Source organism: Henriciella mobilis, from assembly GCF_003576285.1.
GTDB lineage: Bacteria > Pseudomonadota > Alphaproteobacteria > Caulobacterales > Hyphomonadaceae > Henriciella > Henriciella mobilis.
In genome coordinates this window covers 602,910-618,118 of record NZ_QWFX01000016.1, presented here as the reverse complement: position 1 = coordinate 618,118, position 15,209 = coordinate 602,910, and the positions used below count along the sequence as shown (strand labels likewise).

At 59.9% G+C, this 15,209-nt stretch carries 16 protein-coding genes; 8 read left to right on the top strand and 8 right to left on the bottom strand.

Annotated features, from left to right (window positions below; genetic code table 11):
* The first annotated feature begins 21 nt into the window (after positions 1-21).
* Positions 22-1,269, top strand: coding sequence for a polysaccharide pyruvyl transferase family protein (locus D1223_RS18420; protein WP_119377800.1), 1,248 nt, complete (start codon positions 22-24; stop codon positions 1,267-1,269).
* Here the strand turns inward: D1223_RS18420 and D1223_RS18415 are convergent.
* Genes D1223_RS18415 through D1223_RS18405 form a run of 3 tightly spaced genes read right to left on the bottom strand, consistent with a single transcriptional unit; the run spans position 1,223 to position 2,868 of the window.
* Positions 1,223-1,846 (bottom strand): MotE family protein, encoded by a 624-nt coding sequence (locus D1223_RS18415; RefSeq protein ID WP_119377799.1) that lies wholly within the window; start codon positions 1,844-1,846, stop codon positions 1,223-1,225. The two genes, D1223_RS18420 and D1223_RS18415, sit on opposite strands and share 47 nt — an antisense overlap.
* Before the next feature lie 3 nt (positions 1,847-1,849).
* The gene (locus D1223_RS18410) at positions 1,850-2,353 is read right to left on the bottom strand and encodes a DUF6468 domain-containing protein (RefSeq protein WP_119377798.1); all 504 of its coding nucleotides are present in this window, start codon (positions 2,351-2,353) and stop codon (positions 1,850-1,852) included.
* Positions 2,354-2,358: 5 nt separating this feature from the next.
* Complete coding sequence (locus D1223_RS18405; RefSeq protein ID WP_119377797.1) at positions 2,359-2,868, bottom strand: flagellar basal body-associated FliL family protein; 510 nt, start codon at positions 2,866-2,868, stop codon at positions 2,359-2,361.
* Positions 2,869-2,999: 131 nt separating this feature from the next.
* Here D1223_RS18405 and fliF point away from each other — a divergent pair, with 131 nt between their 5' ends.
* The 5 genes from fliF to D1223_RS18380 are packed head-to-tail and all read left to right on the top strand — an operon-like array spanning position 3,000 to position 7,264.
* Complete coding sequence (fliF, locus tag D1223_RS18400; RefSeq protein ID WP_119377796.1) at positions 3,000-4,529, top strand: flagellar basal-body MS-ring/collar protein FliF; 1,530 nt, start codon at positions 3,000-3,002, stop codon at positions 4,527-4,529.
* Positions 4,522-5,061 carry a hypothetical protein gene (locus D1223_RS18395; RefSeq protein WP_119377795.1) on the top strand — a complete coding sequence of 180 codons (540 nt, stop codon included), beginning with the start codon at positions 4,522-4,524 and terminating at the stop codon, positions 5,059-5,061. The genes fliF and D1223_RS18395 overlap by 8 nt, the downstream gene beginning before the upstream one ends.
* A gap of 25 nt (positions 5,062-5,086) precedes the next feature.
* Complete coding sequence (locus D1223_RS18390) at positions 5,087-5,410, top strand: FliM/FliN family flagellar motor switch protein (protein WP_119377794.1); 324 nt, start codon at positions 5,087-5,089, stop codon at positions 5,408-5,410.
* Complete coding sequence (fliP, locus tag D1223_RS18385; RefSeq protein WP_119377793.1) at positions 5,403-6,170, top strand: flagellar type III secretion system pore protein FliP; 768 nt, start codon at positions 5,403-5,405, stop codon at positions 6,168-6,170. The genes D1223_RS18390 and fliP overlap by 8 nt, the downstream gene beginning before the upstream one ends.
* Positions 6,167-7,264 (top strand): FliG C-terminal domain-containing protein, encoded by a 1,098-nt coding sequence (locus D1223_RS18380; protein ID WP_119377792.1) that lies wholly within the window; start codon positions 6,167-6,169, stop codon positions 7,262-7,264. The genes fliP and D1223_RS18380 overlap by 4 nt, the downstream gene beginning before the upstream one ends.
* Before the next feature lie 66 nt (positions 7,265-7,330).
* Here the strand turns inward: D1223_RS18380 and D1223_RS18375 are convergent, their stop codons facing one another.
* The 5 genes from D1223_RS18375 to D1223_RS18355 all read right to left on the bottom strand — a co-directional run bounded on the left by D1223_RS18375 (position 7,331) and on the right by D1223_RS18355 (position 13,126).
* The gene (locus D1223_RS18375; protein WP_407647010.1) at positions 7,331-8,428 is read right to left on the bottom strand and encodes a flagellar basal body P-ring protein FlgI; all 1,098 of its coding nucleotides are present in this window, start codon (positions 8,426-8,428) and stop codon (positions 7,331-7,333) included.
* A 19-nt stretch (positions 8,429-8,447) separates the two neighbouring features.
* Complete coding sequence (locus D1223_RS18370; protein ID WP_119377791.1) at positions 8,448-9,428, bottom strand: flagellin; 981 nt, start codon at positions 9,426-9,428, stop codon at positions 8,448-8,450.
* A 1-nt stretch (position 9,429) separates the two neighbouring features.
* The gene (gene flgK, locus D1223_RS18365; protein WP_119377790.1) at positions 9,430-10,878 is read right to left on the bottom strand and encodes a flagellar hook-associated protein FlgK; all 1,449 of its coding nucleotides are present in this window, start codon (positions 10,876-10,878) and stop codon (positions 9,430-9,432) included.
* Between the two features lie 25 nt (positions 10,879-10,903).
* Positions 10,904-12,208: a flagellar hook protein FlgE gene (locus D1223_RS18360; protein ID WP_119377789.1), complete on the bottom strand. Its 1,305-nt coding sequence runs from the start codon at positions 12,206-12,208 to the stop codon at positions 10,904-10,906.
* Between the two features lie 63 nt (positions 12,209-12,271).
* Positions 12,272-13,126: a flagellar motor protein MotB gene (locus D1223_RS18355; protein ID WP_119377788.1), complete on the bottom strand. Its 855-nt coding sequence runs from the start codon at positions 13,124-13,126 to the stop codon at positions 12,272-12,274.
* A 246-nt stretch (positions 13,127-13,372) separates the two neighbouring features.
* On the opposite strand from D1223_RS18355, the gene D1223_RS18350 reads away from it, so the two are divergent.
* Entirely contained in the window at positions 13,373-14,215 is an 843-nt protein-coding gene (locus D1223_RS18350; RefSeq protein ID WP_158587753.1) for a FliM/FliN family flagellar motor C-terminal domain-containing protein, read from the top strand.
* A 46-nt stretch (positions 14,216-14,261) separates the two neighbouring features.
* On the top strand, positions 14,262-15,128 hold the full coding sequence (gene motA / locus D1223_RS18345; protein ID WP_119377786.1) for a flagellar motor stator protein MotA: 867 nt from the start codon (positions 14,262-14,264) through the stop codon (positions 15,126-15,128).
* Positions 15,129-15,209 lie beyond the last annotated feature (81 nt).

Genomic DNA, 15,209 nt, shown 5'->3' with positions numbered 1-15,209 from the left:
CAGACTCAAGGGCCGCATGCCTTGAAACTTGTCCTGCTGAATCTGAAATTCTCGCCCAACCTGGGTGATGGCATCATCGCGGAATGCATGGAAGGCGTTCTGCAGGCGAGCCATCCGGGAATTTCCATTGTCACGTGCGACATTGCTGGCCGGACGGATTACGGGCAGGGCATCAACCGTTCGCGCGCCTTCCTGCTGGCCTTGCTTGAGCGCTTGCCAGCTGGTCTTCGCCGCACAATCGTCGCCTCCTGTCTCAAACCCGTCGTCCAGCTCAGGCTGCAGCGCCATTACAGGCGCAGCATGAACGGCGCCGATGTCGCTTTGCTTGGCGGTGGTCAGATCATTGCTGACTCGGATCTCAATTTCCCGCTCAAGATTGCTGCTGTCGCCGGAGTGGCCAGCGACCTCGATATACCCCTGGGCATATTTGCGGCCGGTGTGGGAACGCAATGCAGCCCCGCCGGAATGAAGCTCTTCCAGGGCGCACTGTCTTCGAAGGTTTTTGCGGCCTGGCTTCGCGATAAACGGTCCCTGCAGCGCTGGAATGACGTGTTCGCACCGCCAAGCGGGACGGTCGTCAACGATCCCGGCCTGCTTGCGAGTGTCATTTGGCCGAGTGGCGGCCTGGTGCAAAACGGGCGCGCCACGATTGGTGTCGGTGTTACGAACCCCAGCACGCTCAATCTGCACGCAGATCGGCCCGGTCTTGATCATGCGCGTTGGCGCCAGCTTCTTGCGTCCCTGTCTGAGGAACTCGTGCAGCGTGGTTACAAGGTTCAGCTATTCACCAATGGCGCCCGCGACGACCTGAGTTTCGCTGAGACAGTGTATGGATCAGTCTGCGCGAAGCTGCGGGCTGCCGACGAGGTTCTGGCAGCCCCCGTACTGCACCGGCCATCCGAACTGGCGCACCTGATCGCCAGTCTCGATGGTCTTATTGCGCACAGGCTACACGCCTGCATTGCAGCCTATTCCTATGGCGTGCCGCATGTCGGTCTTGGCTGGGATCACAAGCTGGAAAGTTTTTTCGGGTCGGTTGGCCGACAGGCTTACATGCTTGCCGATACCGAGCCGAAAATCGGCGATATGGTTGACCTGCTCGAGCGAGGTCTTGCCGAAGGCATCAGCCGCGCGGAGCGCCTGAAAACAATTGATGCCACAAGACTGCAGATCGAGGATCTGGGTTCACGCCTGACCGCATTTGTACGATCAGACCTGGCGGCTAATCCTGCGCAGCCCGGATATCATCGTTCAGGCTCGCCAGCTTGACACTCACCACATAGGCCTTGCTGGTATCCATACTGGCGAGAATTCCGCCGGCCTGATCACTTGGCATCAGGCGCAGGAAACCGGCGGCAAAACCGGGGTCCATCTGGTCAAAGATTGGCGCGGCCTGATCGGCCTTCATGGCGGCGTACATCTGCGCCAGGTGTTCGACATCCTGGTCGGCTTCGGCGGACATCTGACGCCAGCGGTCCTCCAGAGTTGCCTGCAGGGCCTGCAACTCCTGGGCTTTGCGATCGAGGTCAATCTGCCGGGCCTGGAGCTCAAGTTCCTGTTCCTGAATGGCCTCTGCGCGCCGGTCTATCGCTTCCTGGTCTTTTTCGAGGGCTGCAGCGGCTTCGCCTGTAAAGCAGACCCGGCCAGGCGTATCGTCCTCAAGGCTGTCGAGATCATATCCGGCCGAAATGATCTCGCCCTTTTCGGGGGCTCCCTCACCATGCTCGGCCGGAGCAGTGTTTTCTGCCGCTGCAAAGGCATGCGGCAGAATGCGTGACGCGCCGCCGATCGTGAACAGGACGCCAAGGGTGATGAGAACGTGGGTGCGGGTGTTGCCGGTGGCCATGCCTTACAGGGTCCTCTCCACCAGGTCCGCGTCTTCATCGTCGAAGAGAAAATCCGAATCACGGATCGTTGTCGCCGCGACGCCGGTGAGTGTCCGCATCTGGCGAAGCAACCGGCGCATCTCCGTCATGCTGTCTTGCGACTGGTCCAGCAGGTCGCCGAGCGCCATCTTGAGCTCGCCCTGCGCGGCCGTAGCGCTTTCGCTTGCTGTCTTGTGAGTTTTCTCGAGTTCGTCGGTGAGGGCTGACAGCCGATGACACATCTGGTCGGCATCCTTCATCAGCGAAGACAGGCGGGTTGCCAGTTCACCGGCCTGCGAACGGGTCTCGCTGGTGGCGGACGATACGGCGGAGACCGACTTCGTCAGCGCCATGATGGTCGCGCCCAGGCCGTCGCGCGTGTCTTGCAGCGCCTTCAGGCGCCGGCTTAGGATGAAGCAGTAGATGCAGGCCGCGAAGGATACGAGGAAAAGGGCCAGGTCGGTCGGTTGAACAATCATCTGATCCATACGCGTCACCTCAACAGGAATTCGGTCACAAGGACGCCGCGCGAAACATCACCGCCGAGGACGACCTCTGCCCGCCTCGAAAGTTGCTCACGCAGCCGCGGATAGAATGCGGCTGATTCGAAGTCGGACAGTTCTATGGATCGCAGATAACTGATGAAGGCGTCGGTCAGCATCGGCTGCGCCTTCTTGACGGCCGCCGCATCATCCTTGTCTGTGACAATGGCCGTCTTGATCTTCACATAGCGGCTGGCTGGCTCGTTGCCCACGGTGATCAGGATGTCGTCGAGTTCGACATAGGCGTGGTCCTCGCGTGCAAGCGGATCGGGGGTGAAGCTCACCGTTTGTCCATCCGGCGTGCAGATGGCCGCGACTTCCGAGCTGCCCGAAGGTGCCAGGAAGAATACCGCTCCAAACGAAGCGGCCGCAGACACAAGCGCAATGACGACAAATGCCATCATGCCGCCGCCTGACGAATCGCCTGACCCGGCCGGTTCCTTTTCCGAGTTGTCAGCCATGCAGCCCCTTCACCGTAACGGTCTGTCTCTCGTCTGCTGTAATCAACGCTGGGTAAAGGAAGCGTTAAGGAATTCGCGGGAGATGTTAACCATTACGTGTGGGATAGTTTCTGGAGCGGGGCACCTCATCCATGCAGTTTGTAGAGACTCTCAAGAACCTGTCCTTGGGAAGGCAACTATCATTGGCCGGGGCGGTGCTGGGTGTCATTCTGGCCATGACATTCATGGTTCGCGGCGCCGTGCAGGAGCCGATGGCGCTGCTTTATTCCGGTCTTGAGCCAGTCAATGCCGGCGAGGTCATTGAGGAGCTGGACAAGCGCGGTGTCGACTATGAAATCCGCGGGGAGGCGATCTTCATTCCGCAAAGCCAGCGCGACAGCGTGCGATACTCGCTCGCGCGTGAGGGCTTGCCGCAGCAATCCGTGCGCGGCTACGAGCTGCTTGACGATGTGAACGGTTTCTCGACGACGTCGGAAATGTACAACGCCAACTACTGGCGCGCCAAGGAGGGCGAGCTGACCCGCACGATCCTGTCGATCCCGGGTGTGCAGTCGGCCCGTGTGCATATCGGCGCCAGCCTGCGGTCTGGTTTTGCCCGTTCGGGCCCGCCGCAGACCGCCTCAGTGACCTTGCAGTCTGCCCAAGGCGTCACGCCGCGGCAGGCCGAAGCGATCCAGTACATGGTCGCGCTTGCTGTGTCGGGACTCAAGCCTGCCGACGTTGCTGTGATCGACCCGCAAAAGGGTATGATTGCGGGCCCGAATGTTGCGAAGTCGGAGCAGCCCTCCATCCTTGCCGATACCCAGTCCAACACCCTGGAACAGAAGATTCTCCGCCTTCTTGAGGCGCGCGTCGGGTCCGGCAATGCGAGGGTTTCGGTCAGCGTTGACGTGAACCGTGAGCGCCAGCGCGTCTCGGAAGTCACCTATGATCCTCAGTCCCGCGTCATCCGAAACCGCACCAGCAATGATGTTAGCGAGACGAATGGGTCGAATGCCGGTGGCGGCGTGACAGTTGCCAGCAACCTGCCGCAGGCCAACAATGGCGGCGGCCGGTCCAGCTCTGTTCGTAACAGTACCGAAAGCGTCGTCTACGAGATGAATGAACGGCGCATCGAAACAGAGATGCTGCCGGGCGACGTCCAGCGAATTTCGGTGGCTGTTCTGCTGAACCAGCAGGCGCTGAACATCGACCCGACGGCCGCAAATTCCACCGCGCTTTCACAGCAGGTCGTCGACGATTTCGAAAACCTTATCCTGGCCGCAGCCGGCCTCGATACCCAGCGCGGCGATTCTCTTACAGTGGAGCTGATGCCGTTTCAGGAAATCGAGGTTCCTGAAATGCTTGAGGCGCCGAGCATGGTCGAGACCATGATCGAACGCTATTCTTGGCCAGCGGCTCAAGCGGGGCTTCTTGGCCTGATCGTTCTGGCGCTGGCCTTTGGTGTCATACGGCCGCTGTTCAAGCAGCCTCCAGCCGGGCAACGCGGTGGCGAGCTGAACTCACCGCAGCTCATCGGTAGTGACGGCAGCGCATCGGCCGCTGCGCCGACCGATCCGTTCGAGTTCCTGAAGGACTATACCAAGGAGCGGCAGGACGAGACGGCTGCCTTGCTTCAGGCCTGGCTGGAAGACGATCAAAAGGTCGCCGTGAATGAGTGAGTCCTTCCTGGCTAACCTGCCGCGCTTCGACCGCGGGGATCACGACTGCACTGTTTCCCTGAGCGAGTCGGGCAATGTGATGGATGCCGAAGAAATGTCGGCGCCCGCCGAGGCCAACAGCGCCCTGCAGGAACAGATGCAGGCAGTCGAACAGACGCTTGCTTCACTGGCCAGTATTACGGAGCAGTTGCAGCAGGAGATGCGACAGCGCGCGGAGTCCCAGATGACGGCGCTTGCGGAAAAGCTTTTTCCAAAACTGGGCGAATCCTTCCTCGCTGAAGAGATCGCCCGGCACTTGCCAGATCTGCTGCCAGCGTCCGTCGCCGATGTTGAGATTCGCGCGGAGCCGGAACTCGCCGCGGCGCTGACGGCACTGATCGATGGCTCCAGCCAGCTGGCCGGGTGCTGCTCTGTGATCGAGGACGAGGCGCCCGGTGCGAATCGTGCCACGATTTCATGGCGTGATGGCGGTGTGGACTTTGACTTTGAGGGTTTGCTTGAGGCCTGTCTCGGACGGCTGAAAGCGGCCTGAGCCTATACGAAGAAGGGGTAGTTTCATGGCCAATCCGGAGCAGATTCAAACGGATCCCGGCGAGATTGACCGGCGCGATTCGTCGGCGGCCAACAAGTTTCGCCGGTCCATATTCAACGTTCCCGTCACCGTGACGGTATCGATCGGGCAGAAGCGGATGAGCGTGTCCGAAATCCTTGAGCTTGGACCGGATTCGGTTGTTGCGCTGTCTTCGCGCATCGAAGACCCCGTCAGCCTGTCGGTCGACAACAAGTTGATCGCGCGCGGTGAGCTAATCGAGATTGAAGAGGGCGGGCTCGGCGTGAAGATCACCGAGATCGTCGAGGAAGGCGAAGAGGGGAATGAATAGTCCGGTAGCCGGATATCGCGCTGCCTTCCTTCTCCTTTTGCTCACGGGCTTTGTCGCGCTTGGAGCATCGGCGCAGGAAGCCGCAAACAATCCGTCCCTGCAAGGATTGCTGAATACGGGCGGTGAGGGCGGTCTCAGCGGGACCGTCATCATCCTGTTCGTGATGGTGACGTTGCTGAGCCTCGTTCCGGGGCTGGCGATGATGGTCACGTGTCTGCCTTTTCTGGTCATTGTCTTCTCGTTCATCCGTCAGGCCCTGGGTGTGCAACAGGCACCACCCAACATGATGCTCATGGCACTCGCCATTTTCCTGACCTTCTTCATCATGGAGCCGACATTTGCCGAGGCATGGGCGAACGGCATCCAGCCTTACACACAGGGGCAGATTGCCGAGGAGCAGGCCTGGACGGCCGCGACGGAACCGTTCCGGATGTTCATGACCGCACGGACCGATCCGGAAGCGATCCCGGTGCTTAGCGAAGCGCTGAACCGGCCTGTGCCAGACGGACAGGCGCCATCATTCTCGCTGCTTTCAACGGCTTTCATGCTGTCTGAAATAAAGCATGCCTTCCAGATCGGCTTCGTAATCTTTTTACCGTTCCTCGTGATTGATCTTGTTGTCGCCTCGGTCCTGATGGCCGTGGGCATGATGATGGTTCCGCCGACCGTGGTGTCGCTGCCATTCAAGGTCGGTTTCTTCGTCCTTGCCGATGGGTGGCTGAAAATCACCGAGGCACTTCTGCGAGGGTACACGGGATGAATACGCCGATGAAGCCGTCTGCCGGCGCCGGCCGGGGCAATCTGACACCCGTCCAGGGGGCGGGTTCTGCGTCGCGTATCGGTTCCATCAGCCGCGCGCAGCGGGCTGCCGTGGTGATCGCCATGCTGGGCAAGTCGGCTGCGAAACCGATTGTCGACAAACTGGACGACCGTGCACTGGAGCAGGTTTCGCAGGAGATCCAGAACATCCGCTACCTGGGCCGAGAGGAGCTGGTGGAGATCGTGGTCGACTTTCTGCAACATCTTCACGGTCAGAATGGCGCCTTCCGGGGCGGGCCAGAGCGGGCGCGGGAAATTGTCGAGGGCGCAATAGGCGAAGCGCGCTTCGAAAACATCTTCGGCGAACCCTTCCAGGAGCTCGATTTCTCGCCGGGCTTTGACGACACTTGGATACGCCTCGAGCAGGAAGATCCCGGGCGGATCGCCGAGTACCTCAATGGTCTGACGCCCAACCTGGTTGCAATCATTCTTCGAAAGCTGGACGTCGCCGTCGCTTCGGAAATCGTGACCTATCTCGAGGATGACAAGCTCGACCCGACCATCGGGTCCATGGTCGAAACCGATCATGTCGATGAAGATATCGATGCGGTCGTCGCCAAGATGGTCAAGATGGAGTTCCTCGACAATTTTGGCGATGGAGGGTTTGGCGGCGATTTCGGTGGTGATGAAAGCCATCTCGCCGCGATCGGCGAAATGCTAAGCCTCGTTCCCAGCGACAAACGCGACCGGATGCTTGCTTTCCTCAAGAGCCAGTATGAGGGCAAGTTCTCGAGCATCGAACGGCAAATGTTCACCATTGAAAGCCTGCCCGACATTCTGCCGCGCAATGCCGTTCCGGTCGTTTTCCGGGAGCTGGACGAGATGACGATTGTGCGCCTGCTGGCGACGCTGACGGGCGACAGTGCGCCGGTCCAGGAATACCTGCTTGGCAACATTTCCTCGCGTCTGGCAGACCAGTACCGCGATCAGCTCGGTGATGTCTTCATCGGATCGCCCGAGCAGGCAGAAGCCATCCAGCGGGAGTTCTTCACGGCTCTTATGGCAATGAAGCGGCAAGGCACCATCAGCATGTAATCCGGGCTGCGTGGCCGCAGCGCCATTGCATGACGGCTCGCGGCCACATTTATGGCGCCATCCTGCCTAGCGGATGATCAGGTCCGCGTGGATTGCGCCTGCAGCCTTCATGGTCCGGATGATATCCGCCATCTCGCCTGGCGACACGCCGAGGGTATTCAGCCCGTCGATCAGCTGGGACAAGGTCACATTCGGATTCAGCAGGGCGATGCTGTCGGTACCGGTCTGCTGGATATCGATTTCGGAACGTGGCAGCACAATCGACTCGCCTTTCGAGAAGGGGTTCGGCTGCGAGACCACGGGTGTTTCGGTCACCTTGATCGAAATATTCCCCTGCGCGATCGCAACCTTGGAAATCGTCACGTCCTCGCCGAGCACGATGGTTCCCGACTGTTCGTCAATGACGATGCGGGCAGGCACCGCGACCTTGATCGGCAGGTTCTCGATATTGGCCAGGAGGCGCGACGGTGAGCCGCTCATCGAGCGAAGGTCAAGGTCGACCGTACCCGGATCGCGCATGTAGGCGATGGGGGTACCGATCGCCGTATTGATCGTTTCCTCGACCCGGGCGGCAGTCGTGAAATCCGGATCGCGCAGCGCCAGCACGATTGAATCGCGCTGGTTGAATTCGAATCCGGTCTCGCGCTCCACGCGCGCGCCATTGGGAATTGCGCCGGCCGTCGTCACGCCCTGGCGCTGCCGTGCGCCCTCAGCCTGCACATCCAGGCCCGAGACCACGATGCTGCCCTGCGCGACAGCGTAGACTTCGCCATCGGCGCCCTTGAGCGGGGTCAGGATCAGCGTGCCGCCTTCGAGGCTTTTTGCGTCGCCGATGGAGGAGACCGACACATCGACCGTCGAGCCGTTTCGCGCAAAGGCGGGCAAAGCCGCCGTAACCAGAACGGCGGCGACATTGTCCGGCTTGATGTCCTCGCCCTGCACATTCACGCCGAGGCGCTCGAGCATGTAAGTCAGGGAATCCTCGGTGAACGGCGAATTGCGGGCTGTGTCGCCTGTCCCGTTCAGGCCGACCACGATGCCGTAGCCAATCAGATCGTTCTGCCGGACACCCTCGACATCGACGATATCCCGGATCCGGGTCTGGGCATCGGCGGTGCCGACAGGCGCTGAGACCTGGAGCAGGACGGTTGCGGCGAGAAGCAGGAGGAGGCGCATCATCGGATCACTTCAGATAGTTGAGCAGGGAAAGACCAGAGAGGCGGGCGGTCAGCATGTAGGAGGCTTCGAGATTGTTCTCGAGTTCCTTCAGGATGGTGGCCGCTTCATACTGATCTCTCATCGTCATGTTGGTGAAAGCTTCGGTCAGTATCAGTTCTTCTGAGTTCAGCGCGTCCAGGCCCTCGGTCAGCCGTTCCTGGATGACGCCGAGCTTCGAGCGCAGCTGGATCATGTTGATCTGGCCGGAAGCGACCGTATCGGCGGCGATCCTGAGCGAGGCATTGTCCTGCGTCAGCAGGGCGGGCGGAGCGTCGTCTCCGGCCACGGCCATGACGGCCAGCCCTCTGACGAGCTCGGTTATGGCGGGATCGATCCCGTTCACCGCGTCAGGGTCGGTAATGCTCGCGGAGCCCTGATAGATATTGGCCTGCCAGCCGCCCGTGGGCGTATTGAAATAGGTGTCGAGCTGGGTCTGGAGGTCTGCCGCATCTGTCGCGGTGACAGCCATCTGCCGCACATCGCTGATAAGCTGGCTGGGATCTTCGAATGGCTGCGTCGATGTTGCATCGCCCGCGAATAGAAAACGTTGGCCATGGCGGTTGTTCAGCGAAGAGAACAGCTTTTCGAGGGCGCTGACCGCATCGCGGCCAATGATCTTGATGTCCGACTTGTTGTCGACACCCAGTGCCGCGAGCATCCGGGCAGGCAGGCCTTCAGCGCCTTCCTGCGCGCTCTGCAGGCTGCGCTGTGCAATGTCGATCCGTGCATCGCGCAGTTGCAAGGCGCCGCGATCCACCTGGATATCCTCAAGCGCCTTCTGGCTCAGCATCGCTTCGCCGATGCGGCCGGACAGAAACTTCGAGAGATCCGCCCGCTTGCCTGTCACAGCTTCAGATGAGACGTCGTTTATCTGCTCACGCAGCTGCGCCACATTCTTTGAAAGCTTGGCGTTGATGAGCGAATAGGAGATGGACATTTTTTCCATGTCAGAGGTCCATTAGCCGTTGAATCATCTGGCTTGCGACCTGAATGACACGGGCATTCGCCGCATAAGCCTGTTCGATGAGAAGCAGTTCCTGCATCTGCGCGTCGACGTCGACGGCCGTCAGCGACTGCTCTGCCTCGAACGCGATTGTGTGCTGCGCCGTTGTCGATGCCAGGACCGAGTCATGCGCGATGCGCGTCTGGCCGACCATGGATGACAGGCGTGCCGACAGCTGCGTCGCTGTGAAGCTTCCCTGGATACCGTTCTCGTTGATCGAGCGGATTTCGGTCAGCGCATCGACCATGGCCGACAGGATCGAGTTGTTTCCGGGCGGACCTTCAGCCGTTGCCGCCAAACCGTCTCTCAGACGCCACAGCTGGCCGCCCGCGGCCGGATCAACAGCGGCATTGATCTCGATCCGTGAGGCCAGACCATCGCCTGCGCCCGGATTGTTGTCGATAAACAGGCCTGGCGCGCCGCTGGCTGTGGTCGGATCGATCCCATCGGCCGACAGGCGCGCAATGAGATCGCCAGCGACCGAGTCGAGCTGTCGGCTGAGTTCCGGAAGGTCATTGTCACGAAGCGTGAAGAGGGCGCCGAACAGGCCGCTGGAAACGGCGGACCAGGCCGATGCGCCAGGCGTCAGGTCCGTTCCATTTACGCTTAGCCCGGAGAGCTGGCCGTTTTCGACGGTCTGCGATGCGACGAAGGAGTTAGAAGGCGAGAACTCGATTGTCTGCGCCTTGCCTGCAATCAGGAAGACGCCTTCTTTTGTCACCACGTCCACGGAGCCGCGATCGCGCTGGACGGTTTCAATCGGAATATACTCGGAGATCGTATCCAGCAGGCGCTGGCGTTCATCCTTCAATGCGGCCACCTGGACGGAGGCCTCTTCATTGCTGGAAATCTCTACGTTCAGCTGTTCGATTTCCTTCAGCGCCTTGTTGACGATCGTCACGCCGTCCGCAATTTCGCGATCAGCCTCGGCGCGCTGGGTTTCGACCATCCGCGACAGGCCGTGAAGCTGATTGACGAGTGAGCGGGCCGCATTCAGCACGGAATTTGCGGTCGCTTCGGATTCGGGAGTTGCCGCGGCTGCTTTCAGCGCGGACTCGAAACTGTTCAGGGAATTGAATAGGCCCGGGCCATCGGTCGAATTGCCGATGCGGGCGGCAATTGTTTGCCAGGTGCTGGACCGCAGGCTCGCCTGCGACAGGTCACTGGTCAGCAGCATCCGCTGGCCGGTCAGGCCATCGTCGCGCGCCCGGTCGATGCCGGCCACCCGCACGCCGTGCGTAGTTGAGCCCAGCGTGGTTTCGGCCAGCAATGCAGAACGCCGGACATAGCCCGGCGTTGTAGCGTTTGCGACGTTCGTCGCGACGATGTCGGCCCTCAGTCCACTGACTTGAAGGCCGGATCGCGCGGCGTTTATGGCGTGTGAGACGCTCAAGGTTCAGCTACCTTTCAGCCGCCGACTAACGTTTCAGGTTAGTCGTTTCCTGAAGCATCTCGTCCACGGTCTGAACGATCTTGGCGTTGGACGTATAAGCCCGCTGCGTCTCGATGAGGTCGGTCAGCTCGGCAGCGATGTCCGTCGTCGATTCCATCAGAGAGTAGCCTGCAACAGAACCAACAGGGCCAGCGGACGCATCCCAAAGGTAAAGGTTACCGCTTTCAGCGGAGACCTGGTAAGCCTGAGAGTCCAGAGCCTTGAGGCCGTTCATGTTCGGAACGTCGCCCACTGGGATCTGATACAGGGTGCGGCGGAAGCCGGTATTGTAGATCGCCTGCAGATAGCCGTTTTCGTCAACTTCCACCGACTGAAGGTCACCAATCGGCGCACCGTCCTTCGTAACGGCTGTTGGCGAGAAAGGAGCAGACAGCTGCGTGATACCAACGCTGTCGTTCGGGCGGCCGATAAACACGTTGACCGGGCCGTGCGGCAGGCTGAGTGCGATCTCACCTGTTGAGGAATCGTAGCTGATCCCGCCATTTGCCGTAGCACTCAGAATCCGGCCGCCATTGGTTGGCGTATCGGCAAAGGTGATATCCATTCCACCGATCGAGGTGTTGGGATCGCCAGCGCTATCGAAGACTTCAACAGTCCAGCTGTTGGAGTGACCGGACGCCGGGATCACCGGGGTGAATTCCAGCGTCAGCGTCTGGGCACGACCAAGATTGTCGAAATATTCGATCGGAAGCGGGAAGGAGTTCCCGGTTCCAATAGACTCGGTGGCATCGGCTGGCAGGTTGATGCCAAGTTCGATGCTCGTTGTCGGCGATGCGGTATATTGCGACGCGGCGATGTTCACCGGGGCAAGGTCGATACCGCTGTTGCGGCTGACATTGCCAATTTCGCCATCCGTGTTGGCAGGCCATCCGAGGAGAAAAAGACCGCTCTGCGTGCGCAGGTTGCCGTTCTGGTCGGCATAGAAGGAGCCGGTCGGCGTCATCATCATGTTCCGTTCCGACGCAATGGCGCTTACGCCGACCTGGTCGGTCACGGGCAGTAGGCCGCGGCCAGCGACGGCGAGGTCGGTCGCGTTACCTGTCGAGATCAGGGAGCCGGTGGCTGCAATGTCCTTGAAGGTGTCGACACGCACACCGCCTGCGGAATAGGCCGAAGAGCGCTGCTGCAGCACCATGCTCGAAAAGTCGACTTGGCTACGCTTGTAGCCGTAGGTCGACGAGTTGGCGATGTTGTCGGAAATCGTGGAAAGGCGGCTGGCATTGGAATTCAAGCCCATAACGCCAGCGTTGAGGGAAGACGAGATACTCATAAGACGGACTCCTACCGAATGTTGCGGTTAAAGAGTCGCGGTCTTTGGTTAACATCGGGATAATCAGCTTTTGGGCGAGCCCACGCTATCTGTAAGGATGGTGATAGATATACGCCGGTTCGGGGCTGCGCTCGGATCTTCCGGCAGCAGCGGGTCTGTATCGGCGCGGCCAGACACTTCCCTGAGGCGGTCGGGGTCGAGACCGGCTTCGATCAGCATCTGGCGGGCCGTGTTGGCCCGGTCGGCCGAGAGGTTCCAGTTATCGTAGCGCGCGCCGCCGCGATAAGGGCGGCTGTCTGTATGGCCAACGATCTTGATGTCGTTCTGGAAGGATCCAAGCGAGTTGTTCACCACGACCAGGAGTTCCTCTAGCAGCCCGGTTGGTGCGCTCTGGCCGATTTCGAACAGAGGCGCGCTGTCGGACTCGACGATTTCCAGAACAATGCCTTCAGGGGACATCTTTACCAGAAGGTGTTCTGAAAGCTGGGTGGATTTCTCACTCAGTTCTGACTGCATCGACTTCAGGTTTTCGCTGACTTCGCTCTGCGAGGCCTGCTGCGGCGTCTTTTCTTTCTCACGCTTCGGCTTGGGATATTCGACTGTATTGTTCCGCGTCGCGCCCGTGCCCATCCGGGCGTAGGTCTGCTCCGTAAACATCGAGGAGCCATTAAGGCCGTCCGAACCGCCACCGGAAATCCGGCTGACAGGAATGGTCGGATTGAAATAGTCGGCAATACCCTTGCGCTGTTCTTCGGTGGTCGCGTTGAGCAGCCACATAAGAAGGAAGAACGCCATCATGGCCGTCACAAAGTCGGCATAGGCCACTTTCCAGGCGCCGCCATGGTGCCCGTCGCCTTTAACAACCTTTTTTCGCTTGATGATAATTGGTTGTGAAGAATGAGATGGCTGTTCTGCCATGACGCCCCGCTTTCGAATTGCAGTCATGGTAAATAACAGCGATAGCTCAAAAGAGCTTCTACGCGGGGCAAGGGTTTGCAACGGTCCTGCTAACCATTCGTCAACCAAATAAATTCACTGGTTGGTAACAGGATTAGCTATTGTTGCCACGAGTGTGCCGTGTCCATCGTACTGAGGAAGAAAATCAGTGCTGCGGGGGGACTTCCCCAAAAGCTCATGCAATGCGACCCGCTCTGGGCCGCACTGATGGCGGCTGCCCAAAACTGGTCCAAACAGGTCTACAAGTCCGACTTGGCCGGGCGCATGACCAATAGCCGGATCATTGGCGGCGCGACCGCCCAGCGCGAACTCGGGCATCGTTTTGCGTTCATGCCGCAAATCATGTCGGGCGGCCCGCTGCTTGCGGTCGCGATCGACCGGGCCGGCGCGGCACGTTACGCGGCAACGCGCCTGCGCCAGCCAACAGAAAATCTGCTCCAGGCCGCAGACCTTTTCTTGAAGCTGATGTGCGAACAGCCCGCCAACGAGCTTTGGCAGCAGGTCGAAAGCGCGCTGCAGCCTGACGCTTTTCCCGGTATGCCCGCAGAGCTCACCGACGCGTCGGCTGTGCCGGACGGTATCGATTCTGATGTGCGTGTTGCCCAGATTACCATCGCAATGGCGGCAGAGGGCGGCGAAGATGGCTGGCTGCTTGAGGGCGGCGAAGACCCGCCGGAAATCGACCTCTTCTTTGACCTCAGCAAGCTTGAAGCCGTCGCAGCTGAATTCCGTGAACGGTCCAGGCCAAAGTCGCTCGGCGGTGGACACGATCGCGAAATGCTTCGCTCGCGCATGCGCAGCTCTTCAGTCCGTCTTGATGTGGTCCTTGGCAGTATTGTCCTGTCGGTCGGCGAATGCTCGCGCCTTAAGGTTGGCGACGTTCTGGACTTGCCGGACGTCGAAAACGGCAAGCTGACGCTATGCGCTGAAACCATGACAGGGCAGGGCGCGATCGCGACCGGCGAAATGGGAAATTGGAAAGGTCACCGGGCATTGAAGCTCGATGGGCCAGTTGTTGAGAGCTTCCTGCGCGAACTCGCGGAGAACTGAAGCTCGACAGGGGTTTGCGTCCGGATGGGCGCGGAGGAGGTTGAACGTGAATGCGATTCTGGGACTGGTGGTTACCATCGGTATGGTGTTCGGCGGCTATCTGCTCGCTGGCGGACACATGGAAATCATCATGCATGCCCTTCCATTTGAAGGGATGATGATTGGTGGTGCGGCGATCGGCGCATTCCTCGCGTCCAACGATTTCAACACGATCAAGCATACCGGCGGCGACCTGATGGCCGCGATCACCGGGCCGAAGTGGAAGAAGACGGACTATCAGGACCTTCTCTGCCTGATGACCGAACTGCTGAATGTTCTCAAGCAGAACCCTGTCGATATCGAAGCGCATATCGAAGAGCCGCAATCGTCGGATATCTTCCAGAAGTATCCAAAGATCCTGAAAGATCACGATGCGATCGAGATGATCTGCGACACCATCCGGTCGATGCTGATGAACTTCGACAACGTGCACCAGGTCGAGGAGCTCCTGGAGAAGCATCTCGAAAGCTTGCTGGAAGAGAAGCAGCATGGGTCGCACGCACTTCAGAACATGGCTGACGCGCTTCCGGCGCTGGGCATCGTTGCGGCCGTTCTCGGCGTTATCAAGACAATGGCCTCGATCGACAAGCCGCCGGAAATTCTCGGCGGGATGATTGGCGGCGCGCTGGTGGGGACATTCCTGGGCGTTTTCCTGGCCTATGGCGTGGTCGGTCCGTTCGCATCGCGCATCCGCTCGATCCGGGCCGAGGAGCATTTCTTCTACTCGATGATCGGCGAGGTGCTCGTGTCGAACCTGCACAAGAACCCGGTCAATATCTGCGTCGAGGTCGCGCGGCGACATGCGCCAGCCCGCGTTCGTCCATCCTTCAATGAAATCGAACAGGCTGTCAGGGGGCTCAAGCAGGCGGCGTGAAACGTCGAGGCATCATCTGTTCTGTCGCCCTCGCCCTTGCTGGGGGAGGGTTGGCCTGTGCCCAGGACTCCGATGGCAGGA

Coding starts and splice junctions, on each gene's coding strand:
- D1223_RS18415 (WP_119377799.1), bottom strand. CDS start 1,846: ATGGCCACCGGCAACACCCGCACCCACGTTCTCATCACCCTTGGCGTC.
- D1223_RS18410 (WP_119377798.1), bottom strand. CDS start 2,353: ATGGATCAGATGATTGTTCAACCGACCGACCTGGCCCTTTTCCTCGTA.
- D1223_RS18405 (WP_119377797.1), bottom strand. CDS start 2,868: ATGGCTGACAACTCGGAAAAGGAACCGGCCGGGTCAGGCGATTCGTCA.
- fliF (WP_119377796.1), top strand. CDS start 3,000: ATGCAGTTTGTAGAGACTCTCAAGAACCTGTCCTTGGGAAGGCAACTA.
- D1223_RS18395 (WP_119377795.1), top strand. CDS start 4,522: ATGAGTGAGTCCTTCCTGGCTAACCTGCCGCGCTTCGACCGCGGGGAT.
- D1223_RS18390 (WP_119377794.1), top strand. CDS start 5,087: ATGGCCAATCCGGAGCAGATTCAAACGGATCCCGGCGAGATTGACCGG.
- fliP (WP_119377793.1), top strand. CDS start 5,403: ATGAATAGTCCGGTAGCCGGATATCGCGCTGCCTTCCTTCTCCTTTTG.
- D1223_RS18380 (WP_119377792.1), top strand. CDS start 6,167: ATGAATACGCCGATGAAGCCGTCTGCCGGCGCCGGCCGGGGCAATCTG.
- D1223_RS18370 (WP_119377791.1), bottom strand. CDS start 9,428: ATGGAAAAAATGTCCATCTCCTATTCGCTCATCAACGCCAAGCTTTCA.
- D1223_RS18360 (WP_119377789.1), bottom strand. CDS start 12,208: ATGAGTATCTCGTCTTCCCTCAACGCTGGCGTTATGGGCTTGAATTCC.
- D1223_RS18355 (WP_119377788.1), bottom strand. CDS start 13,126: ATGGCAGAACAGCCATCTCATTCTTCACAACCAATTATCATCAAGCGA.
- D1223_RS18350 (WP_158587753.1), top strand. CDS start 13,373: ATGGCGGCTGCCCAAAACTGGTCCAAACAGGTCTACAAGTCCGACTTG.